The organism is Streptomyces sp. NBC_00239 (genome assembly GCF_036194065.1).
Taxonomy (GTDB): Bacteria; Actinomycetota; Actinomycetes; order Streptomycetales; family Streptomycetaceae; genus Streptomyces.
The window spans coordinates 8,089,821-8,112,374 of the sequence record NZ_CP108095.1; the positions used below are offsets into that span (position 1 = coordinate 8,089,821).

The following is a 22,554-nucleotide window of genomic DNA, read 5'->3' on the forward strand; positions in this document are numbered from 1 at the left end:
GGGTGGGACGCCCTCTACGAAGCGGCATGGGTCCTGCTCGGCTTCCCCTTGTTCGGACCCTACGTGGGGGTCGCGATCGCCTTCCGCCAAACCGCTTCGCCGGCCCTCACCGTTGCCTGCTGGTATTTCGCAGTACGGGGGAGGGCGGCCCGCGACCTCATGGGTTTCCTGGCCGACGCCCATGAGCGGCACAGCATGCTCCGGAGGGTTGGTGCCGTGTACCGATTCGGCACCTCGATTTCCGACGACACCTTGCCAACCGTCCGTGGGACAGCGCCGGTCAACAGCGGATCCGACCCCGGGAGGCGGATGGCGGCTGGCGTGCACGGCGCGGTTTACGTGCGCTGCACATCGCGTCCATCAGGCGACGGGCAGGTGCTCGTGCCGCCACTGGTGGGCGTAATGGCCGTCGGCCGCCAGGAGTTCGACGTGGGTTCCGTACTCCGCGATCCGGCCCTCGTGGAGTACCAGGATGCGATCGGCCCTGGCAGCGGTGGCCATGCGGTGAGCGATGACGATGGTGGTCGGTCGGGTTGCTCCCTGGGCATCGGGGGGCATGAGGAGGGACTCGGTGGCAAGGTCCAGGGCGGCGGCCGCCTCGTCGAGGACCAGGATGTCGGGGCAGGTCAGTTCGGCCCTGGCCCGTGTAAGCAGCTGGCGCTGCCCCGCCGACAGATCGCCACCGCCGTCGGTGATCTGATGGTGGTAGCCGTCGGGCAGTGCGACGATCATGCTGTGCGCCCCGACGATACGAGCAGCTGCCTCGATGTCGGCGTCCTCAGCGAGCGGGCGGCCGTAAGCGATGGTGTCGCGGACGCTGCCGGGAGCCAGCCAACTCTCCTGCGGGACCGTACCGACTCGTCGGCGGTACCCGACCAGGTCGTACTCGCGGATGTCCACTCCGTCGACCCGGATGGCGCCGGCAGTGACGTCGTAGAACCGGGAGATCAGCTTGGCCAGGGTCGATTTGCCCGCCCCGCTCGCACCGATGACCGCCAAGCTCCCGCCAGGCGGGACGACGACGGAAATCCCGGAGAGCACCGGCCGATCCGGGTCGTAGCCGAACTGAACCGCATCGAAAACCAGCTCGCCCTTCAGTCGGCCCGGGACGGCCATCGGACGAGGGCGGTTCGCGGGGCTGCTCGGGGCCCCCACCATGTCCTTGATCCAGGACAGGCCCACCTGGGCCTGCTGGTGTCCGTCGAACGCCTGCGAGAGCTGCTGCACCGGGGCGAACAGCAGGTCGAGATAGAGCAGGCACGCGATCAGCGCACCTGCCGAAAGGGTGCCGTTGCGGACCTGGGTCCCGCCGACCAGGAGGATCAGGGCGGAGGCGGTACCGGAGAGCAGCTGGCCGAGCGGGAAGTACAGGGCAAGGTTGCGCTGTGCCCGGGACCGGCTGCGCCGGTATTCGTCGCTGCGGGCCGCGAACCGGGTCCGTTGGTGCTCCTCACGTCGGAACGCCTGCGTGGTCCGCATGCCCGCCAGGTTCTCCCTGAGCTCCGAGTTGACGGCTCCGGCCCGGATCCGGGCCTGCGCGTACGCCTGGGCGGCTCCCCGGCGGTAGACCAGGGTGGCCAGCACCATGACGGCGAGCACCGTGCAGGCCACCAGCCCGGCACCGAGGTCGAGGCAGAGCATCGCGACGGCGGTGCCCGTCAGCGCGAGTACCCCCATCAGGGCCTGGACCAGGCCGCCCGGGAGGAAAGCGGCCATCGAATCCACGTCGGTGGTCAGGCGCGTCAGCAGTTGTCCCGTTCCCTCCTTCTCGTAGAACGGGAGGCCCAGGCGCTGGAGGTGGGCGAATGCCGTGGTCCGCAGGCGGTAGAGCAGTTCCTCCCCGGTCGCGCTGGTACTGCGAATGGCCGCTGCCTGGGCGAATGCGCCGAGCGTCAGCACCGCAAGGCCTAGGAGGGCGACAGCGAGGACGACAGCCGGCCGGCCCTGCGAGACCCCGGTGTCCACCCCGGTCCGCACCAGGAGCGGCATGAGCAGTACCGAGGTGGAGTCGGCGCAGACCAGGAACAGCCCCAGGAGGACCGGGCGGACCAGTGGGCGCAGGAGCCGCCGGAGTCCGAACCCGGGGTCGGGCTCGGGCAGGGCATCAGGACCGGTGCTCGGTGCGGTGTCGGGCATGGTGCCCGTGGTCCGTCGCCGAGGCTCGGGCACGACCGGGCGGCCGCCCGGAGTGGGGATGAGCCTGCGGTACTGCGGACAGCGCCCGAGCAGTTCGGCGTCGGTGCCCACGTCCACCAGCCGGCCGGCATCGAGGACGGCGATCCGGTCCGCGAGGGCGACCGTCGAGCGGCGGCGGGCGAGCAGAACGGCGGTCCGGCCGGCCAAGACCGATCGCAGGGTGGCGTGGATCTCCGCCTCGGTCCGGTTGTCGACCGCGGATGTCGAGTCGTCGAGCACCAGGATCCCGGGATCCGTCAGCAAGGCTCGGGCCAGGGCGAGCCGTTGGCGCTGGCCGCCCGACAGGTTGAGTCCGCCTTCGTCGAGCAGGGTCTCGTACCCGTCCGGCAATGCCGTGATGAACTCGTGGGCCTCGGCGGCCCGGGCCGCCATGACGATCTGCTCGTCGGTCGCGTCCGGCCGGCCGTAGCCGATGTTGGCGCGGACGGTGTCGGCGAAGAGGAACACGTCCTCGGGCACGAGACCGATCGCACCGCGAAGCGAGTCCAAGGTCAGCTCCCGGACGTCCTGACCGCCGATCCGGACGCTGCCGCCACCCTCACCCGCTCCGGTGCCCACGTCGTAGAAGCGTGTGAGCAGAAGAGCCAGGGTCGACTTGCCGGACCCGGGCGGTCCGACCACGGCCAGCGTCTCGCCGGCCGCTATGGCGAGGGTGAGCCGGTGCAGTACCGGCACGCCCTCCCGGTAGCCGAAGTCGACTTCGTCGAACTCCACCGTCGGCGCCGACCCGGGTTGCAGTGGACGGGCATCGGCTGCCTCGACCACCGCCGGGTGGGCATCGATGACCTCGAACACCCGTTGTGCACCCGCCCTGGCCTGCTGAGTGGCGGTCAGAAGAGTCGCCAGCATCCGGATCGGACTGACCAACAGCGCGAGGTAGCTGGTGAAGGCGAGGAACGTACCGAGGGTGAGCCGACCGTCGATGACCAGGGTGCCGCCGAGCGCAAGGGTGCCGAGCTGCCCGACACCCGGCAGCGCCCGCAGGGCCGGGTCGAACCGTGCGGTCAGTCCGGCCACTCGCAACCTGGCTTGCCGGACCCGTTGGGCGGAGGCCCGGAACTTCTCGATCTCCTGCTGCTCCTGCCCGAACCCCTTCACCACCCGGACACCGGTGATGGCGTGGTCCGCCACCTCGGCCAGCTCGGCGATCCGCTGCTGCACCGCACGGTCGGCGGGGAACAGGCGACGGCGGGCCCGGAGGGCAATCCACCACAGCCCGGGGCCGGTGGCCAGCGTGACCAGCGTGAGCAGCGGCGACAGCAGGCCCATCAGGACCAGTGCGGAGGCCGCCATCAGCAGATTGCCGAGCTGGGTGGGGGCCATGCTGAGGTAGCTCTGCACCAGGGTGGTGTCGGCGCCCGCTCTGGACAGCAGTTGACCGCTACGGATCTGGTCCAGGTAGGCGCCGTCGAGTCGTGACAGCGCGTCGAACAGTTCCTTGCGCAGGTCGTGCTGGACCGCCAGGGAGAGCCGGGCGGACTGCTGCCTGCGTTGGTAGGACAGGAAGTAGTTGCCCAGGACGGCGGTCAGCAGGAGGAGCACGAGGGGGAGGATCGGCCGGTTGTCGGTGAGCACGGCTTCGTCGACGGTGATCCGCTGGATCTGCGGCAGCGTGACGATGGTGGCCATTCCGGCAACCGAGGCGCCGCAGGAGATCAGGAGTTCGCGGGGGTGGCGTCGGCAGTGCCTCAACAGGCGTCTGCTCCAACCTGAGGCAGCGGCCGGGAGCGGCCGGTGGCCGGGCTCCCGGTTCACGCGAACACTTCCAGGTCCGGCAGGGCCGCGGCCCGGGCGGTGGGCTCCGGCAGGAAGCGAACCGCCTGCCGTCCGGCGAGTTCGCCCAGGAGCCGGCCCACCGCCTCGACCGGTGCTCCGACAGTGGCGGCGATCTTTTGCAGCGGAGTGCTTCCGTCGGCCAGTCGGATGCACTCCTCAGCGGTCCTGCCGAGCCGGTAGGTACGGGTCTCCAGGTTGGGCAGCCGGTGGAGCAGCAGGCGAAGGCCATCCGGTCCGGATTCGTCGCTTCGGCTCCAGGTCGCGAGTGCTTCGCGCAGTCGGGGCAGCTCGCTCGCCGGGCCGGTGGCCAGTGCAGAGCGCAGTTCGTCGGCCGGGAGGTGTAGCAGCCTGACGTATCCGCTCCTGACCGGGAACCCCTCGGCCGATGGCCTGCCGGGGCTCGGTGGCAGACCCGGGAAGTAGGCGGTCCCGCGATGGTGCCCGGCGTCCAAGGTCAGCCAGGCGAAGGCGGCTTGTGCCCGCCAGAGCAGCGGGACGACCTCGGGGCGGCGCTGCGGCCCGGTCAGTGCGAAGTGGTGGGCGAAGGCCATCGCCGCGAGTACGGTGTCCCGGGCCGGGCTGCCGGACATGCGGCCGGCGCCGCCGTCCTGGACGAACTCGGTGAACTCCCGCTCGAAGTCCGGGCCCAGCAGCTCGGCCAGCAGGGGCAGGAGCAGCCGCACCTCCTCCGGGTCGACCGGATGTGATTGGGTGTCAGCCCGTTTCGTCGTCGACCTGCCGCCTCGTCGGGCGGCGGCCTGGAAGAGCTCGGCATAGCGTTCGGACCAGGCCGTGAGGTCGGTCTCCCCGGTGAGCAGCTGCCGGCCGTTCGCTCCTACGGCCCGGGTCCTCGTCGGGTTCGCCACGGCTTCGGCGAGGACCCGGGCAAGTGCCTCCCGGTCGGTGGGGTCCTCGACCGCGTACAGGTTCTCGCCGTGAACCGCGAGGTTCCGGGACTCCTCTTTCCCGATCAGCTCACGGGTGGCGACGGCCGCGGTGCCGGTCGCGAAGCACTCGCGCAACTTGGTCGGGATGTGCTGACGGATGGGGAAGTCGTGCTCGAGCAGCGCGACGGCCGTGCAGGCGCGGAGGAACCCCGGAACCTGGTGCCCCGGGATGAACGGGAGCAGCCAGATCCGACGGCTCAGGTCCAGCTCCCCGATGCGCCGGCGGAGTTCGGTCGGCACGCTCTCGCCCACCAGGGCCACCACGTTCGGTCGGGGCTCCGGCAGCAGGGGGAGGGCCTCCACCAGGTGGCGAAGACCGGTCTTGGAGTTTGCCTTCCCGTAGTAGCCGATGACCGGTCTGCCGTCGGCGAGCCGGGCGGGGTCGGGCAGCTCGGAGCCGGAGTCCCGGGCAGCGGCGGCCAGTTCTGCGAGCTCCAGCGGTGCGGCGGTGGAGCGGAAGAGGTCGGCGGGGACCACCGGTTGGATCACCCCGGTGAAACGGGAGCGCTCGACTCCCAGACCCGGCAGTGCGGCCGGCGCGGCGACGATGGCGGCGGCACCGAGGAAAACCTCCTTGTAGGTGTGCTGGAGGTTCACGTGGTTCATCAGGCGGACCCGGTCGGTGCCGGCCGACCGGACGACGTGCGGTACACCGGTCCACAACGAGGCGATGTGGGCGGCGACCCCGCAGGGCTCCAGGTAGTTGGAGTAGACCACCTCGCAGTCCGCCTCGCGGATGACCCGTGCCGCTTCTCCGGCCAGCCGGGACACGGTCGCGTCGGTCTGGGGTATGTGCCGCATCGTCAGGTCGGGCGCGTCCAGGGGGACCACGGTGACCGAAGTGGCAGCAGCCGTACTGTCCCGGATCCGGTAGGCGTCCGCGACCTCGAAGGCGTTCGTCACCACGTGGATCTCGTGGCCCAGTCGCGCGAGCTCGCCCGCGAGCAGTGCGGCCCGCAGGGCGACGCCGCCCTGAGTCGGCGGGAACTTCACAACGAAGCAGATGCGCATGTCAGTTTCCCGCAGGTAGGAGGATGTTCAGGTAGGTCAGGTCGGCGATCAGCTTGGCCGCCGCTGCCCCGTACCGGTCGACCACGGCTCTCCCGGGCAGCCCTTCTTGCAGGAGGCCGATGATCTCGTGTGCATCCGGGCCGAGGCGCATGGACGAGACGTCCGAGCGTCCGGTGCGCACCAGCAGCAGGTGGGAAGGCTCCGGGTGGCAGGCGAACGCGGCGGATGGAGCGCCGTCGCCGGTCTCCCGGTGCAAGCCGGCCAGGATCGACGGCAGATGGCTGCGGTATGAGCAGAGCAGCGCGGAGTTCGCAAGCCGGTGGACGCCGGTGATGTCCGGAGCAGTTCGGTCTTCCGGCCCACCGGGCACGATGGTGGGGGCCAGGGCGGTCGTGCGCCGGTACGCGGTTCCGTCGATGGCCCGGGCCAGTTGCGCCATCGCGATCAGGCGCGTGCGGTCCTCATCGAACCGCATCGCCTCCCCCAGGCAGTTGCCGCACGTGTCACCCAGACCCGCGCTCACGCCGAGGAGTTCGCGGCGGAAGCGGTCCGAATCCGTCAGACCGAACGGAATCGCCAGTTTGGCCTCCTCCGACCGGTCTCCCAGGGCGTCGACGATCTGGCAGAGGGTCGGGTGCACAGCCTGTGCCCGCGAGAACCGTTTGCGCACCGTGGTCCGGGCGGCGTTGGCCATCTGTTCCGCGGAGACGGTGCGTTGGAACGCCAGCGCCTCTGCCTCGCTGAGGTGCTCGGCCATGAGGTATTCGGTCGGGCCTGCGGCGTAGCGCAGACGCTCCTGACTGCTCGTCATCAGCAGTGACACGACCCTGAAGCCCGGGTTCACGACCATCTGTCGCTCCGGGGCTCCGCGCGGGCGATCGCCATCCGGGCCACCGGCGAGCGTGTTCGGGAGGAAGTGAGCAGTGCACTCGCCGTCCGCAGATCGGCCGTGATCTCGTCGGTGAGGTCGAGCCGCTGATCGCGCTCCAGCATGACCGCCGGGACCGGGTGCCTGGCGAGGAGGTCTCCCAGCAGACTCCAGACGGCGGTCGGAACGGGCATGGAGTGCGTGTCGTAGTACGTGCCTTCCTGCTCGACTCCGCCGGCCAGGTGGACCTGGAGCACGCGCTGGTAGGGGATCGAGTCTATGAAGGTGCGCGGGTCGAACCGGTGGTTCTCCGCGTTGTACGTCAGGTTGGTGAGGTCGAGCAGCAGGTGACAGCCGGACCGCTCGACCACCTCGGTGACGAACTGGGCCTCGGTGAGCTCGTCGCCCCAGGAGAAGTGGTAGGCGATGTTCTCCAGCAGGAACGGCCGTCCGACGACGTCCATGGCCATGCGCGCCCGGTCGGCCACGTGCCGGGCCATCTCCCGGGTACGCGGTACCGGCATCAGGGTGCCGAGCTCCGCAGTGGAGGTCCGGGTGAAGCACAGGTGGTCGCTGAACCACGGAGCGTCGAAGGCCTCGACCACGGTGGCCAGCTCGGCCAGATACGTACGCCACCGGGAGTCGTCCCCGACCGTTCCGATGGACATCTCTATTCCGTGCGGAATCACCGGCAGGTCCGGAAATTCGGTGCGGAGAACTTCCAGCGCCTCCCGCTTCTCCCGGTCACCCATGTAGTGCTCGGAGATGACTTCGATCCAGCCCACCAAGCCCGACGAGGTCACTACGCTCTTGAGCGGTTCGCGATATCCGATACCGATCCCCAGGTCCCTGACCAGATGCACGACCGAACGCCTCTCTTCCACCATTCTCGGGATCCATCGCTCACCGGCCGTGCGGGTGACCCGCCGGCTCGGAACATCGGCCGGCGGGCCACCCAGACCGGGACTACCAGCAGGAGCAGGAGCAGTAGTTGTTCATGCTGGGGTCGGTCGGCGGGTTCTCGGGGAGCAGCTCGACCGTGAGGTCCAGCTCCACCTCGATGTTCACCGCGGTAGTGATCTCGGTCATCGCGACAGCCATTTTCCCTCCTTGGGAAATTGTTGGAGCATCGAGCGGAACGCCCGCCCGGGTCGGCGATCAACAGCTCCGGGTCTCGGAAAGTCAGGTCGATTTCTCCTGAGACCACGAGACTCCTTCGACCGACACACGCATGCTCGCCGATCGCCCTCCGCGCCGGAACCTACAACGTCATAGGTGGACATTTTCCGAGCCTCGAGGAATCACGGCCCGCCGGAGATATTCGGAGCCGGCCCTGGGCCTGCCTGTCTCCCGGTGCGGATGTCACCCGGTGGGACCTCCGCGGTCGAGGTCGGCTCAGGCCGGCGTGATCGGCAACGACGGGAGCTCGGGAGGCCCGGCCCCCCTACGGGCGGCTACGACGGCGGGTGGGAACCGTCCCCGTTACGGTGCGAAGCGGCGGTCTCCGGTCAGGGACCAGACGGCCGCGATACGGCCGTCGGTGATCGCCAGCAGGTCGATGCCGCTCTTGGTGACCGGATGGCCCGCGCCGTCGGTGTACGTGGCGGTCCAGCGGGCGGCCACTTCCGCGCGGGCACCGTCGACGACCGGCGGACCGTCGACCGCGTACATCAGCCCCGGGTGTTCCTGTCGGTGGGCGCGGATGAACGCGGTCAGGTTCGGGCGGTCGAGCGTGGCGCCGGAGCCGGTACCGGGAACCGAGTTGGCGAAGCGGAGCCGGAATTCGGGCGCGATGAGGCCGTCGGCGAGGGCGAGGTCGCTGTTCCACAGCCGTGTCCACCCGTCCAGCAGTGCGATGCCCTGTGCGCGGGTCAGCGGGTCCGTTCCGGTCGGGGGCTCGGCCGGGGGTTCGGTCGGGGCGGTAGCCCTCGCTGCGGCGGTCGAAGCGGCGGCGGCGGTGGTGGTGGCGGCGGTCGTACGGGTCATGGGGAAGTGCCTTCCTGTCGTCGGTCGGGCACCATCCTCTACGCCTCGGGCGACAACCCCCTGTCGGTGTTTACGAGTTCGTCGAGGCCGATGAACTGCCAGCCCAGCGTGTCGAGTTCGGCGAGCTCCAGGGCGCGCGGCGGGACCGTCTCGGCCAGCACCTCGACGTGCCGGATGCGGTCCAGCCGGAAGCCGCGTACCGCGGAGCGGAGCCGGCACCAGCCGATGAGGTACCAGTGGTCGCCGCCGAGGAAACCCTGGGGTTCCACGCAGCGGTCGGTGGCTGAGCCCTGCGCGTCGGCGTAGGACAGGCGCAGTACGCGGCGCATCGAGAGCGCCTCGCGCAGCACGTGGGGCACGTCGGCGGGCTGCCGGGCGGGCGCGGCGAGCCGGACCCGGCCCGCCAGTTCGCCCGCGCCGTGTCGCTCGCGCGGAGGCATGACGGCGAGGATCTTCTGCAGGGCGGACCGGGCGTCCCGGGCGAACGGCGTGCCGGCCAGGGAGTGCAGGGCCACCGCCAGCGCAGTCGCCTCCGCCGACGTGATCGTCAGCGGCGGGAGGGTCTGGTCCTTGGCGATCACGTAGCCGCCGGTGCGGCCGGTCTCGGCGTAGAGGGGGACTCCGGCCTGCTGAAGCGCGGCGAGGTCACGCTCGATGGTCCGGGTGCTGACCTCGAACCGGCTCGCCAGCCAGCGTGCGCTGCGCGGCCGGGGGGAGGCCGCGCGCAGTTCCTCCACCAGGGCATACAGACGATCGGTTCGGTTCACGAGGAATGACCGTAACCCAGTCCCCGGCACGACGGCGGGACAGGCCTCTCGCGGCAGTGGTCGCGCTCAGTCAGCGGTTGTCGGGGCTCAGGAGTGTGGCGGCCGCGGCGACGAAGGCCGCGGACGCTTCCTTGGCGGCATGCCGCTGGGCGTCCAGCTCGGTGCGGCCGGTGGCCTTCCGTAGTGCGTACGCGGCATCTGCGGCCTGCTGGGCGGCGGAGGTGAGCTCGGGGACCAGGACCTGAAGGCGGATGTGGGGCGCGGTGATCGCCGTCCGGGTGTCGTGGGACCTCGTCTGGGCCTCCAACTGGTGCTCGGCGCCCGCCTCGGCCAGGGCCAGACGCTCCCGGTGGAACATCGCGGAGCGGTGCGCGTCCAGGGCGGCCGCGAAGTCGGTGACGGCGCCGAGCTGGTCCTGGCGGTGGCTGTCGGCGCGCTGCTCGGCGCGTGCGGTGCGTGCCGAACGATGCTGGAGGAGTCCGGCGGTGAGCGCGCCGGCGAGGGTACCGAGTACGGCAACGATCGAAGTCCATATGGCCATGAGGTGTTGGGTCCTCCCGGGTAGTCGGTTTCCGGTGGTGAGGTCGGCGGGCAGTAAGGCCGCTGCCACGGGTGGGAGGCAGCGGGCAGTCGCGGGATAGCGTGTCTGCGTGAGGGGCGCTCTTGGTCGCATGGTGCCGCGCAGACGTTGGAGGGCGTGATGACGGGTTGGCGGCGGTTCGAGCTCTTGGCGGAGGGCAAGCGCGCGTACCGAGAGATCAAACAAGAAGGGATCCGCTGTTTCATCCGGTGGGGGTCCGTCGGCGGAAGCGGTAAGGCCAGTGCCTCGACGCTCAATGATGAGGAACACGCGAGACGTCATGCCGCACGCAAGATCAACGAGTTGCTGCGGAAGGGCTTCATCGAGGTTGAGCCACTGCGTGACGATGCCGAACTCGATCAGACGTCGCCCGTCCTCGACGTGATCCGAGCCGGCTCCGGAGCGGCCGGCCCGGTCCCCGAATATCTGCCGGTCGATGGCCTCGATGAGGTGTACTGCCGGACCCATTCCGGCCATGTGATGGGCTTTCACGAGTACGTCATCCTGCGCGAGCAGGGACGGAGCGCCGTACGGTTCGTCGTACGGGGGAAGAGCCATGAGGCCGGCGAGGCGTCTGCCTTCCTGGACTTCGTGTGTGCTCGGCGCGACTTGGCCTTCGACGGTCGATCCCACCACAAGGTGCCCATGCCGAGGCCGGTCCGAGGATTCACCCACGCATTGTTCTGCGCACCGTCTCTCGGTCAGGCGTACCGGGCGTACCCGGCTGTCGCATCCCGGGTCGCGACGGTCTTCCCCATGTTCGACTGCGAGATCGGCGATGCGGACCCTGAGGTTCTGGTCGACGCTCGCATTCACGGTCACGGCGCGTTGTCCTACAGCGACTGGAGCCGTGACCCGCAGCCGGTCGTTGACCTCCGGTTCGACATGGAGCCCTCTGACTACGGGCGAGCGAAGACGTTCAAGGTCTACCGGCCGACGGATTTCGAACGACTCATGGCCGTGCTGCCGGATGCGACACCGCAGAGCTGGCTGGAAGCCCGATCGTTCCGAGGTGAGATCAGGCGATTCACACCCGACAGTGCACCGTCCGTCGCAGAGGGGACTTCCTTCCTCCTCGGCTGATACGACACGAATCCGCCGCCGGATCCCGGCCGGCACGCCGTGCACGTGCCCGAAGTCCACTTCGGCCTCGGGCTCGGTGCCGGGGCCCTTGTGCGCGGGTGGTGGCCGGGCAGGCTAGGTTGTTTGGATGAGTCTTCTTGATGATGTGGCCGAGCGCGACGGCTGGCGGTGCTGGGTGTGTGACGAACCGGTCGACCCCGACGAGTCGGTGAACGACCCGCGGGGGCCCAGTGTCGACAGCCGGACCGCCGACCGGAAGGCCAAGGTCGCCGAGCGGCTCGCGCACCGCGGGTGCAACAGCCGCAAGGGTGCGGTCAAGGTGGTCATCGCCTGGCCGGAGCGCCTGTACGTGGTCGAACCCGCGCCCCTGATCGCCGTTGCCGAGAGGCTGGAGCGCAAGGGGGGCCGCGAGATGGTGGGCCGTTGTCCGACCAGGAAGGACGCCCAGGAGGCGGCGGATTGGCTGGTGGACCGGTTCTCCCGACTGGTGCCGGGGCTGCCGGTGACCGCCAACATCGACGCGGGCGGCGGCCAGTTCCTCGTCACCCTGGCCACCGGTCGCCGCTGAGCGCGGGCCCTGGGGGCTGTGGGCAGCGGTAGACACCTCGCGAAGCCAAGCCGTCAAGCTGCCTTGTGGTGAGCTCCCGGGCCTGTCCGCCGGTCCGGTCCGGGTCACACGGCTCTCCGGTCGACACCCGGTTCGGTCAGGGGGAGGATGGATGCGGCGCCCTTCCGATCGGTCCGGCGCCGCAGCAGCGCCACAGCGGTACATCCGGCGTCGCGCTGTGGCTGGAGGGACCACTCCTGGAGCGCTGGTGCGGCGACCCGCCCCCGTGCTTCCGCGGCGCCCTCCACTCATCGCGAGGGAGGACACCCATCATGGCTCGGCGCATCCGACGCAACGCCGTCGTCTCGCTCGTCGCCTCATCGTTGCTGCTGGGGGCCACGGTCGTCTTCACGCCTGCGGCCACTGCGACGCCCGCTGTGGGGGCGTACACAGTCAAGGCCGAGGAAAACGCGACGCTGGCACTGTCCCTCAACGACGGTGAATTCCCTAACGCCAGGATCAGGCCGCGGACGGGTGACGGTCCGCTCGAGGTCACCCAGGAGGGGCAGAACATCGTCATGCGCGTGCCGCTCGAAGGCGGCGGCCGCCTCGTCGTCGAACTGACCCCGGATGAGGCTGAAGCCCTCGCCGACGCACTCAACGATCCGGCGGAACCCGAGCAGTCCGAGCAAACCGAGGAACCGTGACCAAGCGGTCCAGAGCGAAGGGCAAGACGCCGGCCCGCGGAGGGTGAATCCTTCCTGAATCCTTCCCTCCCCTTCAGGGAGGGGAGGATTCAATTCTTGGGGTGTTCGGCGAAGAACTTCCAGATGAGATCGGTCGCGGTGACGCCCGTCGCTTCCTCGCCCATCCTCGGGTCCTTGCTGCCCGGCCAGTTGTGGCCCATGTCCGGGAGGCGGTACGTCAGGAACTCCGACGTGTCGCGGCACGTCGCCCGCGTGCGCGTGTTGTCGCCCTTGACCTTTTCGGGTCTGCCCGGTTTACAACCCAGGCGTGCCGCCCAGGACTTGATGCCCTGCTCGAACTGCTCGGAGTACGTGTCGCGACCGCCGACGAAGGTGGCCACTGACACGGGGGTCTTCGGCACGTACGCGGGATCTTGTGCGGCCGTGCCGATGTAGCCGCCGCTGACCGGGGCGATCGCGGCCAGCGTGCCCGGGAGCTCGACGGCGAGTCTGAAGGACATGTCCGCGCCGTTGGAGATGCCTGTGGCGTAGAGGCGCTGAGGGTCGGCCTTCCACGTGTCGACCAGGCGCTTGGTCATCGCCCCGATGAAGCCGACGTCGTCCTCGCTGCCGCAGCAGACGAGGGCGTTGTACCCCTGGTTCACTCCGTTCGGGTAGGCGACGAGGAAGCCCTCCTCGTCGGCCTTGGCGTTGAAGCCGGTCAGCTGGGCGGCGTAGGCGCCGTCGGCCGGGTAGGGGTGCATGACGACGACCAGGGGGAGTGGCTTGCTCGGTGTGTAGCCGGGTGGCGCGTGGACCGTGTAGACGCGCTTCTGCCCCTTCCAGGTCATGGTGAGCGTCTGGTCGCCGGGACGTGGTGCTTCCTTCGCCGGCGTCGGTCGGCTTCCCGAGGGTCTCGAGGACGTCTGCGTTCGGCCCCCGTCGTCATCGGTGTTCGAGCCGCAGCCGGCCAGTGGGAGGAGCAGGGCCAGGGCGGCGATCTGCACAGGGCGTAAGCGCATGGGGGCATGGTGGCAGCGGCGCGAGGGGCGGTCCAGAGGAATGGAGGGTTCGGGGCGGAGGCGCGATCGGGGCGAAGAAATCCGTATCGCCGGCAAGGGCGTCGGGCCGTCCGCGGCCGTGATGTGCGCCTGCATCGCGCAGCCCCTCGACGAGCGCATCGGGCCGGCTCTCGGTGAGCGGCGGGGCGCCGCACGATTGAGCCCCCTGGACGCGCCCCGCTGATCGCAGGAGGCGCGCCCACCCGATCAGTGGCGGTCGGGCGACCGTCGGTGAGCAGTGCCCGGCTTCCGCCGCCCGTCCGGTGCCGTCGCGCCGCCCGTACCGCGTCCTGGCCTACAGACGACCGCGCGGGGGTGCGGCTCCCGGGGCCGCCCGTCCGCCAGGAACGCCGCCGTGTCGTACCGGAGTCGGCGGCGCGCGGACGGCCCGTCGGGAGCCGCGGTCGTAAGGCCCGCCGATCGGCAGGACCGCACGGGCGGTGAGCCGGAACGGGACGGTGGGGTCAGAACGAGAAGACGGGGCTACCGGTGAGTGCCGCGTCCATCTTGCAGGCGTTGCCGAAGGTCTGCTGCCACGAGATCCGCTTCCCCTGCCAGACGCCCTCGGCCATGACCACCACCGGCTCCCACTCGACCGAGCACATGCGGTCGCGGTCGTTGAGCAGCATCTGGTCGAACTCGGCGTTCGCCGCACGCAGATTGCTGCATGCCCGGCGCGGGGCGGGGTGCGTGCCGCGGGCGCTGGGGGTGCAACTGAGCACCACTGCCCTGGTCACCGTCGCCTCCGAGGCCTCCTCGCCCACACCGACGGACAGCACCAGCGCGGAGGGGGCGTAGAGACCCGCCGGTGCGGGCCGGCCGGCCGTCGGCTGGGCCTGCGCGGGACCGGCGAACGCGGCGAGACCGGCTATGGCGGCCGCCGAGGCGAGGGGCGCGAGGACCTTCGCGATGTGACGCACTGTAAGTTCTCCTTCACTGAGGGGAGCGGGTCGGTTGCGGTGGGAAGTCTGGCCCAGGCGGTGGCGGGGGGCCAACGGCCCCGCCGGACTTCGGACACTGCCGCGGATCAGTGCCGCCCGAACGGTCGTTTGGGCAGCTCGGAGCGGGGTCGGCGGCTCCCCGCTCGGCGTCACAAGGCTTGGTCCGGGCCAAGGTGCGCGGCTCTGACCAGGTGGAATGCGCGCGTGATCGCGAAAGGTTGAAAGACTTTCGGCTGAAACAGTGCGCCGTCACCGCCGGCTGCCGGTCGCGGCCCGTCCGCCGTACGGCTCGTTTTGGAGGCTCGGCCGCACCTGACGATTTCCGGACACGCCTGCCGCGGCGCGGGGCCCGCACGGGCTCCCGCGCCGCGGCGCGTCCGAGCTTGCCCATGCCGCTTGGTCATGCCACTTGGTCATGTCACTTGTCTGAATCGCGGCGCATATTACCCCGCTGAAAAGGTGCCAAATCCTGATGTGTGTCGGGCCACACCGGGCTGCCGGTGGTCGCTGTTACTCCGGGGCACCGCTGCAATCCAGCGGCAAGCGAGCATCTGCCGCAGCGAATGGAACCGGCCATTCCTGCCGACTGGATGGCACTCCCGGCCGTACGCAAGTCGCATTCCGGCCAGAAGCTGGCGTCAACTCGACCAATATTCTCCTAAATCGGTTGCTGAGGGGACAGGAGCCTCAAGTTCCGCTTTGACGCCCTTGTGGTGATCTTCAAGACTGCCGCCCGACCACCTCGCTCCCCGGTGGGGAAACCGGGGGCGGGATCTAGCAGGGGGAACCGAGAACAGAATGATGAAGAGCCACCCGAGCTCCGCTCGCATGGGCAGGGCCGTGACGCGCGGGCTTGTGACCGCAACTGCGCTGGCCGCTGTGACCGGTGTTGCCGCGCCGCTGATCGTGGTTGCGACGCCGACCGGTGCCGTTGCCGCGGCTGCCGGTATCGGGACGGATGACAAGCAGCGTGTGGATGCCGCCGCCGTGGTGCGTCTGGACCCTTCTCCGGACGTGCTGCTGCTGAGCGACCACGATTTCGTTTTCGCTCTGTGGCAGAAGGCCCGTGACGGCGGAGAGACCTTCGAGTCGGTGCGTGTCGCCGCGGAGGCCGCGATGGCGAGCAAACTGGACGCTGACCACGTCGCGTTCATCGTGACCGGCATCCACACGGCGTACGCCGTCGACAAGCAGCGGGAGAAGGACAAGGCGGACGCCGCGCGGGCCGCGCGTCAGGCGAAGGCGCAGGTCCTGATCGTCGTCGGGATCCCGCAGACCCCCGATCTGCTGGGTCTCAGCGATGACAACTTCATCCGTGCGGTGATGCGTCATACGGCCTCCGGCCCCGAGGTGCGGTCGGCCGCGGCGAAGGCCCTCGCCGAGGACGCGACGGCGTGGCACGCGTTCATCATCAGCGGTGCCCGCGAGGCGCATCAGCGGGATGTGGACCGGGAGCTGAAGGAGCTTGCGGAGAAGGACGCGGCGGAGGCCGCGCGCCGCAAGGAGGTCACGGCCCGGACGAACGCCGCCGCGCTGTTCCGCATCACGCCGACCGAGGCGATGCTCGCCCTCAGCGACGACAACTTCATCCGCGAGCTGCTGCGTACGGCGCCCGCCGACACGAAGACGAGCGAGCTGTTCGCGGCGGCGCAGCGTGCGGTGCTGAGTTCGGACCCGGCGGTGTGGAAGGCGTACATCCACACCGGTGCGGAGGAGGCGTACAAGAAGGACGACGAGGCGCGCCGCAAGAAGATCGCGGAGGCGAACCGTGCGCTGGTGCTGCAGATCCAGGCGGCCGCGGAGAAGACGGGTGTGAACCCGAACCTGGTGGCGGCGGCGAAGAAGGCGCTGGCGGCGGATGACGTGGCGGTGTCGGAATTCCTCAAGGAGGAGAACCTGTACCGCGCCAAGCGCCAGACCCTGGTCCCGGCGGCCGGCAACGCGGGATTCGTGATCCGCCAGTCCTCCGTCGACGCGGGTGAGGCGTTCCTCGCGCCGGTGGCCGCGGGCTCGAAGCAGACGGACCGTGAGGACGCGACCTGGGTCGTCGTGCCGGGTCTGGGCGGTGACGCGGGCTGCTACTCGTTCGAGTCGGCGCGCAAGCCCGGGCACTACCTGATGCAGAAGGACCTGCGGGTCCGCCTGACGGCGAGCGACGACAGCGCGCAGTTCCGCAAGGACGCGACCTGGTGCGCGAAGCCGGGCCTGTCCGGCTCGGGCACGTCGTTCGAGTCGGCGGGGGAGCCGGGGCGTTTCCTGCGCCAGCACTGGGGCGACCTGTTCGCCGCCAACAAGGCCGGCGGCGCGAACCGCTTCGACACGGAGACGGAGTTCGTCCAGGACGCGTCCTGGAAGATCGCCGTCCCGCTCGCCCGCTGACCCCGCACCCTCCTCCAGCCTCCTCCTGATTCCTTCAGACCGAAGAAGAACGGAACTCCCCATGTCCCGGATCCTGCGATCCGCCCTGGCCATCGGGGCCAGCACCGCCGCCATCGCGGCCGGCGTGGCCTTCGCCGTCACCCCCCAGAGCACCACCCAGACCGCCCCGCGGACCGAGATCGCCGCCGCTGCCGCGCCGGCCGCCGTGCAGATCAAGCCCCAGCACAGCGGCCAGTGCCTGACCGTCCCCCAGCTCAGCCTGCGCAACGGCGTCGGCGCCGTGCAGTCCCCGTGCGCCAAGGGCGCCCTGAACCAGCAGATCGACATGGTGCCCACCGGCGCCGGCACCTTCGAACTGCGCTTCAAGCACTCCGGCAAGTGCCTGGACGTGCAGGGCTGGGGCACCACCACCGGCACCAGCGTGCAGCAGTTCTGGTGCCTGAGCGGGCAGCCGAACCAGCAGTGGCGCATGATCCTGACCGACATCGCCAACGACCAGTACGAGCTGGTCCCCGCCCACCTCCCGACGACCGGCAAGCTCTGCCTGGACGTGACCACGTCCAGCAAGGACGACGGCGCCGCGGTCCGCCTGTGGGCGTGCAACGGCACGTCCGCCCAGAAGTGGTCCGTGGCTCCGGCCGCCTGAACCCCCTGAACGTGAGAGGAAACGGAACCCACATGTCCAAGATCACCCGGGTCGCCCTTGCCATCGGGGCCACCGTCGTCGCGCTCGCCGGCACCGCCACCGCCGTACAGGCCAGCGGCGAGGACTCCGCCGCCGAGGCGGCCCAGCGCGCCGTCGGCGCGGCAGCCCAGGCGCAGAACCGCGCCGCCATGCCCGAGACGGTCATCCGGTTCGTGAACGCCGCCAGCGAGAAGTGCCTCGACGTCGAGGGCGGCTGGGGCTCGGACGGCGTCAACATCCAGCAGTTCACCTGCCACGACGGCAACGCGCAGAAGTGGGCCGCCGTCGCCGCCCCCGAGGGCGGCTTCGAGCTGCGCTCCGTGGTCAGCGGCAAGTGCCTCGAAGTGCAGTCGGAGAGCACCCAGGAGCGCGCCGTCATCGACCAGTGGACCTGCGGCCGCGGCGCCCACCAGCGCTGGCAGCTGAACCTGGTCGACCAGGTCCGGAAGCTGTACGAGGTGCAGCCGATGAACGCCCCCGGCATGTGCCTCGACATCCCCGGCAGCTCCAAGCAGGACAGCGTGAAGACCCAGCTGTGGACCTGCAACCGCAGCGACGCGCAGCTGTGGAAGGTCGAAAAGGTCAAGTAGGCCGACCTCGCCGGGGTGCGTGAGCGCACCGGTCGGAAGGCCCCGCCGGATTCACGAATCCGGCGGGGCCTTCGTGCATCTGCCGTCCGGGGCCCCGGGGGCCGCTGACGGCCGGTGGGTGGCGTTCGCCCGGCTGGAGCGGCGGGCCGTACGACGACGACCTAAACTGAGCCTGACAAGCAAGCAAGGCATGTTCGGCGGCCCAGAGGTGCCCCCGCGGGCCGTTCGGCTGGCCCTGGAGGCGTCATGGCCCTACCGTCCGACGCAGCGCCCACGTACACCCAGAGTGATCCCGAGGACGTGCTCCAGCGGCTCGGAGGCTCCTGGCACTGGGCGCTCGGCGTCGCCCTCGCGACTCTCATCCCGGGCATCCTCGTGCTCGTGTGGCCGGACGAGACGCTGCACATCCTGGCCGTGATCATCGGTCTGCAGCTCCTGGTGGCGGGTGTCTTCCGTTTCGTCACGGCCTTCTCGCACAGCGGCGACCGGGGCGGCAGCAGACTGGCGGCCGTCCTGATCGCCATGCTGGCGTTCCTGGCGGGCGTCCTCGTACTGCGCCATCCGATGCAGACGATCGGCGCCTTGTCCCTGATCGTCGGGGTCTTCTGGCTGCTGACCGGAGTGCTCACGGCCTATGTCGCGATCGCCGACCGCGCGCTCGTGCACCGCGGCCTGCTCTTCGCCCTGGGCGCCCTCGGCACCGTCGCCGGAATCGTCGTGCTCTGCTTCCCGGTGGACTCCGCGGTCGCCCTGACACGGCTGTTGGGACTGTGGCTCGTCCTGCTCGGCGTATTCGAAGTGGTGATGGCCCTCGCGCTGCGCTCCGCCACCCGACGGGTCGCTGCCGGGCGCGGGCCCGCGCCCGCGCCCGTGCCTCGGGACTGACCCCCGGAGCTGATCTGCACGACCCCAGGCAGGAGTGCACCGATGTCCCACACCTCGACCACCGCGATGCGCGCGGTGCCCCACAGCACGCCCGAGGAACGCGCGGCCCTCGGCAAGGAGGCCCGGCGCCGCACGCCCCGGTCGCAGCACGCCGGCTACCGGCCGTCTCCGGACAGACCTGACCCGCTGGCGATCCTGGAGGCGCAGTCCGCGGCCCGGGTTCCCGAGCTGGTCCCGATCCGCTACGGCAGGATGTCGGAGTCTCCCTTCCGGTTCTACCGGGGAGCCGCCGCGATCATGGCGTCCGACCTGGCAGGCAGTCCCGACTCGGGGATCACCGCGCAGCTGTGCGGGGACGCGCACCTGCTGAACTTCCGGCTGCTGGCCTCTCCGGAGCGGCGGCTGATGTTCGACATCAACGACTTCGACGAGACGCTGCCGGGGCCGTGGGAATGGGATGTCAAACGGCTGTCGGCGAGTCTCGTGATCGCCGCCCGGGCGAACGGCCTCGACGACGCCGAGCGCGCCCGCATCGTGAGGTCCGCCGTGCGCTCCTACCGCGAGGCGATGCGCGGCTTCGCCGGTATGGGCAACCTCGCCGTCTGGTACGCGAAGATCGACGCGGACCGCCTGGAGGCCCTGGCCGCGGCTCAGCTCGACAAGAGCGGTCGGAAGAAGCTGGCCGGCGCGCTGGCGAAGGCCCGCAGTCACGACACCTTGCAGGCCTTCGAGAAACTCACGGCAACGGTCGGCGGACAGCCCAGGATCGCGGCGGACCCGCCGCTGCTCGTGCCGATCGCCGACCTCATGCCCGACGTCGAGCGCGGCGCGCTCGAGGACCGGTTCCGCGGCCTGCTCGACCACTACGGCCGGACCATGTCGAGCGACCGGCAGACACTCCTGGAGGACTACCGGCTGACGGACATGGCCCGCAAGGTGGTCGGTGTCGGCAGCGTAGGCACCCGCTGCTGGATCCTGCTGCTGCTCGGCCGCGACGGCGGGGACCCGCTCCTCCTACAGGCCAAGGAAGCCGACACGTCCGTACTCGCCGCCCACGTCGGCGCGAGCCGGTACGACAACCAGGGCGAGCGGGTGGTTGCGGGACAGCGGCTGATGCAGGCGGCCAGCGACATCTTCCTCGGCTGGCAGCGGATGGAGGGGATCGACGGCAAGCAGCGCGACTTCTACGTCCGCCAACTGCGGGACTGGAAGGGGATCGCCATGCCGGAAACGATGTCGCCCGGGCAGTTGGAGACGTTCGGTGAGATGTGCGGCGGCACCCTTGCCCGTGCCCACGCACGGTCGGGCGACCGGATCGCGATCGCCGCCTACCTGGGCCGCGGCGAAACCTTCGACCAGGCACTGGTCACCTTCGCCGAGGCCTACGCCGACCAGAACGAACGCGACCACCAAGCCCTGCTCGACGCAGTCCGCGCAGGACGGCTGCCGACCCAAGAACCACCGGCGGCCTGACGGCCTGACGGCCCGGCGGCCTGACGGCCCGGCGGCCTGACGGCCTGACCGCGCGCTTCAGCCCACGCCCGGCCCACGCCTCAGGGGATTCGTTACTCGCACCCCAAGGCGTGGGTTCGCCTTCCTGTGGTCACCGGGCCCCGGTCAGACGCTTCCGTTCTAGTGGTCGTCGCAACACCCCAGCTCAGGGGATGCGATGGACTTCGAGATTCGGCCTGCAAAGCAGCACTCCCGGGGGAAGCTGAGCCGGGAGCGGGAGGAATACTTCCGGCTCATGGGACTCGGATACGGCAACCGCGAGGCCAGTCGCCTCGTCGGCATCAACCCCAGGACCGGCCGTGAGTGGCGCAATGGACGGCCTGAGGGACGCGCAAAGCGCCCGGTGGCGCCCGCACACATCGTGCGGGCGCCACCGGGCGCTTCTCGTTTTCTGTCGGAGTCCGAGCGTCTTCACATCGCCGACCGGGTGCGGGAGAAGGCGACGGTCCGCGCCATCGCCTCCGAGCTGGGACGCAGTCCGTCGACGGTCAGCAGAGAGATACGCCGTAATCGCACGGTCCTGCCCAACGGGCGGTGGTACTACCGGCCCCATGCCGCCCAGCGTCGCGCCGACGCACGCCGGCCCCGGCCCAAAGCCGGAAAGATCGGCACCACCCCCGAACTGCGAGAATTCATCCAGGACCGTCTTGGTCGGCACTGGAGCCCGGAACAGATCTGCCACGCTCTGCGCAGGCGGTTCCCCGACCGGCCGGAGATGCACGTGGTCCACGAGACGATCTACCAGGCCCTCTACGTCCAGGGCCGCGGCGAGCTCCGCAGGGAACTCGCCCTCGCTCTGCGAACGGGACGGGCTCGCCGCAAGCCACACCGCCAGTCCAACAAACGCCAGCCCCGCTTCACCTCACCGATGGTGATGATCAGCGAACGACCCGCCGAAGCCGCTGACCGTGCCATCCCCGGACACTGGGAAGGCGACCTCATCGTCGGCGCCGGCCATCGTTCCGCCATCGGCACTCTCGTCGAACGCTCCACCCGGTTCCTGATGCTGGTCCACCTGCCCGACGGCCACCGGGCCGAGCACTTCCACCACGCGTTGACCAGCACCGTCCAGACGATCCCGCCCCACCTCCGGCGGTCGCTGACCTGGGACCAGGGCAACGAGATGGCGAGCCACCACGTCTTCTCCACCGCTGCCGAAATGCCGGTCTACTTCTGCGATCCCGGCAGTCCCTGGCAGCGCGGCTCGAACGAGAACACCAACGGCCTGCTGCGGCAGTACTTCCCCAAAGGCACCGACCTCGCTGCCCACACCAGCGAGCAACTGGACGCAGTCGCCGCCGAACTGAACAGCCGCCCACGCAAAACGCTCGGCTGGGAAACCCCAGCCGAGCGCCTGCATAAACTGCTCGCCACCACACGTCAGTGATCACGTGTTGCGACGATCCCTAGAATCCGCCACGCCGGGCGGGGGCGTCAGATCGAACCGGGAGATGACATCGGGCAGCCAGACGGGCCGCCCGAACTCGAGCCCGTACTTGGCGGCGAGCACCGGAACTGCGTCCTCCGTCGGCGGTGGCCCGTCGGCGAGCATCTCGGCCAGCTCGCGGAAGAAGTGCTCGAAGCCGGCCGGACTGATGATCTCGATCATGCGGGCCGGGACGGAGCCGGCGTTCCACATCGTGTGGAGTTCCCCGCGCGGCTTGGTGATGTAGCCGCCGGAGCCCAGAACGACTTCGCGATCGCCCGAGCGGAAGCCGATCTCGCCCTCGGTGACGATCGAGTACTCGTCCTCTCGGGTGTGCAGGTGCGGCGGCACCAGTGCCCCGACCGGGAAGGGGTGCTCCACGACGGAAACCGCGCCGTCGGTGTCCTCCCCCCACAGCTTGAAGGCGACCCCGATCGAGCCGAGGAAGGCCTCGGCCCCCTCGCCGGGGCGAACGATGGTGAGCGGCGGGACCAGCGGCTCTGTCATGACGATCACTTCTCGACAGTATTTGGAGATACACTCATGTTCTCTTAAAAAGTCTCCACCGTGGATCCCGGGGCGTCAAGAGATGAGTGAACAGCAGCGTTCAACGAAATCGCGTGGCTAC

General features: G+C 69.9%; 20 protein-coding genes. 9 read left to right on the top strand and 11 right to left on the bottom strand.

The genetic code is table 11. From position 1 onward, the window contains the following. Positions 1–360 precede the first annotated feature (360 nt). The 8 genes from OG764_RS35725 to OG764_RS35760 form a co-directional block, all read right to left on the bottom strand. Positions 361–3,825, bottom strand: a complete 3,465-nt coding sequence (locus OG764_RS35725) for an ABC transporter ATP-binding protein (RefSeq protein ID WP_328972500.1) — start codon at positions 3,823–3,825, stop codon at positions 361–363. 122 nt (positions 3,826–3,947) lie between these two features. Further along, positions 3,948–5,930 carry a glycosyltransferase family 4 protein gene (locus tag OG764_RS35730; RefSeq protein WP_328972501.1) on the bottom strand — a complete coding sequence of 661 codons (1,983 nt, stop codon included), beginning with the start codon at positions 5,928–5,930 and terminating at the stop codon, positions 3,948–3,950. Between the two features lies 1 nt (position 5,931). Then, on the bottom strand, positions 5,932–6,780 hold the full coding sequence (locus tag OG764_RS35735; protein ID WP_328972502.1) for a hypothetical protein: 849 nt from the start codon (positions 6,778–6,780) through the stop codon (positions 5,932–5,934). Continuing rightward, a complete protein-coding gene (locus tag OG764_RS35740) occupies positions 6,771–7,661 on the bottom strand; it encodes a DUF692 domain-containing protein (protein ID WP_328972503.1) in 891 nt (296 codons plus the stop codon). The genes OG764_RS35735 and OG764_RS35740 overlap by 10 nt, the downstream gene beginning before the upstream one ends. Before the next feature lie 103 nt (positions 7,662–7,764). Further along, the gene (locus tag OG764_RS35745) at positions 7,765–7,899 is read right to left on the bottom strand and encodes a hypothetical protein (RefSeq protein WP_328972504.1); all 135 of its coding nucleotides are present in this window, start codon (positions 7,897–7,899) and stop codon (positions 7,765–7,767) included. Positions 7,900–8,280: 381 nt separating this feature from the next. Further along, complete coding sequence (locus OG764_RS35750; protein ID WP_328972505.1) at positions 8,281–8,784, bottom strand: nuclear transport factor 2 family protein; 504 nt, start codon at positions 8,782–8,784, stop codon at positions 8,281–8,283. 38 nt (positions 8,785–8,822) lie between these two features. Further along, a complete protein-coding gene (locus tag OG764_RS35755; protein ID WP_328972506.1) occupies positions 8,823–9,551 on the bottom strand; it encodes a helix-turn-helix transcriptional regulator in 729 nt (242 codons plus the stop codon). 70 nt (positions 9,552–9,621) lie between these two features. Then, positions 9,622–10,092 carry a protein kilB gene (locus OG764_RS35760; RefSeq protein ID WP_328972507.1) on the bottom strand — a complete coding sequence of 157 codons (471 nt, stop codon included), beginning with the start codon at positions 10,090–10,092 and terminating at the stop codon, positions 9,622–9,624. A gap of 159 nt (positions 10,093–10,251) precedes the next feature. Between OG764_RS35760 and OG764_RS35765 the strand changes: the two genes are divergently transcribed. From OG764_RS35765 to OG764_RS35775, 3 genes are all read left to right on the top strand, one after another. Then, entirely contained in the window at positions 10,252–11,214 is a 963-nt protein-coding gene (locus OG764_RS35765) for a WGR domain-containing protein (protein WP_328973275.1), read from the top strand. A gap of 127 nt (positions 11,215–11,341) precedes the next feature. Further along, positions 11,342–11,782, top strand: a complete 441-nt coding sequence (locus tag OG764_RS35770; RefSeq protein WP_328972508.1) for a hypothetical protein — start codon at positions 11,342–11,344, stop codon at positions 11,780–11,782. 461 nt (positions 11,783–12,243) lie between these two features. Then, positions 12,244–12,468: a DUF3117 domain-containing protein gene (locus tag OG764_RS35775; RefSeq protein ID WP_328973276.1), complete on the top strand. Its 225-nt coding sequence runs from the start codon at positions 12,244–12,246 to the stop codon at positions 12,466–12,468. An 89-nt stretch (positions 12,469–12,557) separates the two neighbouring features. On the opposite strand, the gene OG764_RS35780 is transcribed toward OG764_RS35775, so the two are convergent. Together OG764_RS35780 and OG764_RS35785 are read right to left on the bottom strand one after the other, a co-directional pair. Further along, positions 12,558–13,298, bottom strand: coding sequence for an alpha/beta hydrolase family esterase (locus OG764_RS35780; RefSeq protein ID WP_328972509.1), 741 nt, complete (start codon positions 13,296–13,298; stop codon positions 12,558–12,560). Between the two features lie 674 nt (positions 13,299–13,972). Further along, positions 13,973–14,428, bottom strand: coding sequence for an SSI family serine proteinase inhibitor (locus OG764_RS35785; protein WP_328972510.1), 456 nt, complete (start codon positions 14,426–14,428; stop codon positions 13,973–13,975). Positions 14,429–15,421: 993 nt separating this feature from the next. Between OG764_RS35785 and OG764_RS35790 the strand changes: the two genes are divergently transcribed. The 6 genes from OG764_RS35790 (at position 15,422) to OG764_RS35815 (ending at position 21,887) form a co-directional block, all read left to right on the top strand. Further along, complete coding sequence (locus OG764_RS35790; RefSeq protein ID WP_328972511.1) at positions 15,422–16,828, top strand: AbfB domain-containing protein; 1,407 nt, start codon at positions 15,422–15,424, stop codon at positions 16,826–16,828. Positions 16,829–16,889: 61 nt separating this feature from the next. After that, the gene (locus OG764_RS35795) at positions 16,890–17,474 is read left to right on the top strand and encodes an RICIN domain-containing protein (protein WP_328972512.1); all 585 of its coding nucleotides are present in this window, start codon (positions 16,890–16,892) and stop codon (positions 17,472–17,474) included. A 32-nt stretch (positions 17,475–17,506) separates the two neighbouring features. Beyond that, positions 17,507–18,103, top strand: coding sequence for an RICIN domain-containing protein (locus OG764_RS35800; protein ID WP_328972513.1), 597 nt, complete (start codon positions 17,507–17,509; stop codon positions 18,101–18,103). A 246-nt stretch (positions 18,104–18,349) separates the two neighbouring features. Then, entirely contained in the window at positions 18,350–18,988 is a 639-nt protein-coding gene (locus tag OG764_RS35805) for an HdeD family acid-resistance protein (RefSeq protein ID WP_328972514.1), read from the top strand. Positions 18,989–19,030: 42 nt separating this feature from the next. Next, the gene (locus OG764_RS35810) at positions 19,031–20,461 is read left to right on the top strand and encodes a DUF2252 domain-containing protein (protein WP_328972515.1); all 1,431 of its coding nucleotides are present in this window, start codon (positions 19,031–19,033) and stop codon (positions 20,459–20,461) included. Positions 20,462–20,657: 196 nt separating this feature from the next. Next, complete coding sequence (locus OG764_RS35815; protein ID WP_328967823.1) at positions 20,658–21,887, top strand: IS30 family transposase; 1,230 nt, start codon at positions 20,658–20,660, stop codon at positions 21,885–21,887. On the opposite strand, the gene OG764_RS35820 is transcribed toward OG764_RS35815, so the two are convergent. Then, a complete protein-coding gene (locus OG764_RS35820; protein WP_328973277.1) occupies positions 21,888–22,433 on the bottom strand; it encodes a cupin domain-containing protein in 546 nt (181 codons plus the stop codon). Between the last annotated feature and the right edge of the window lie 121 nt (positions 22,434–22,554).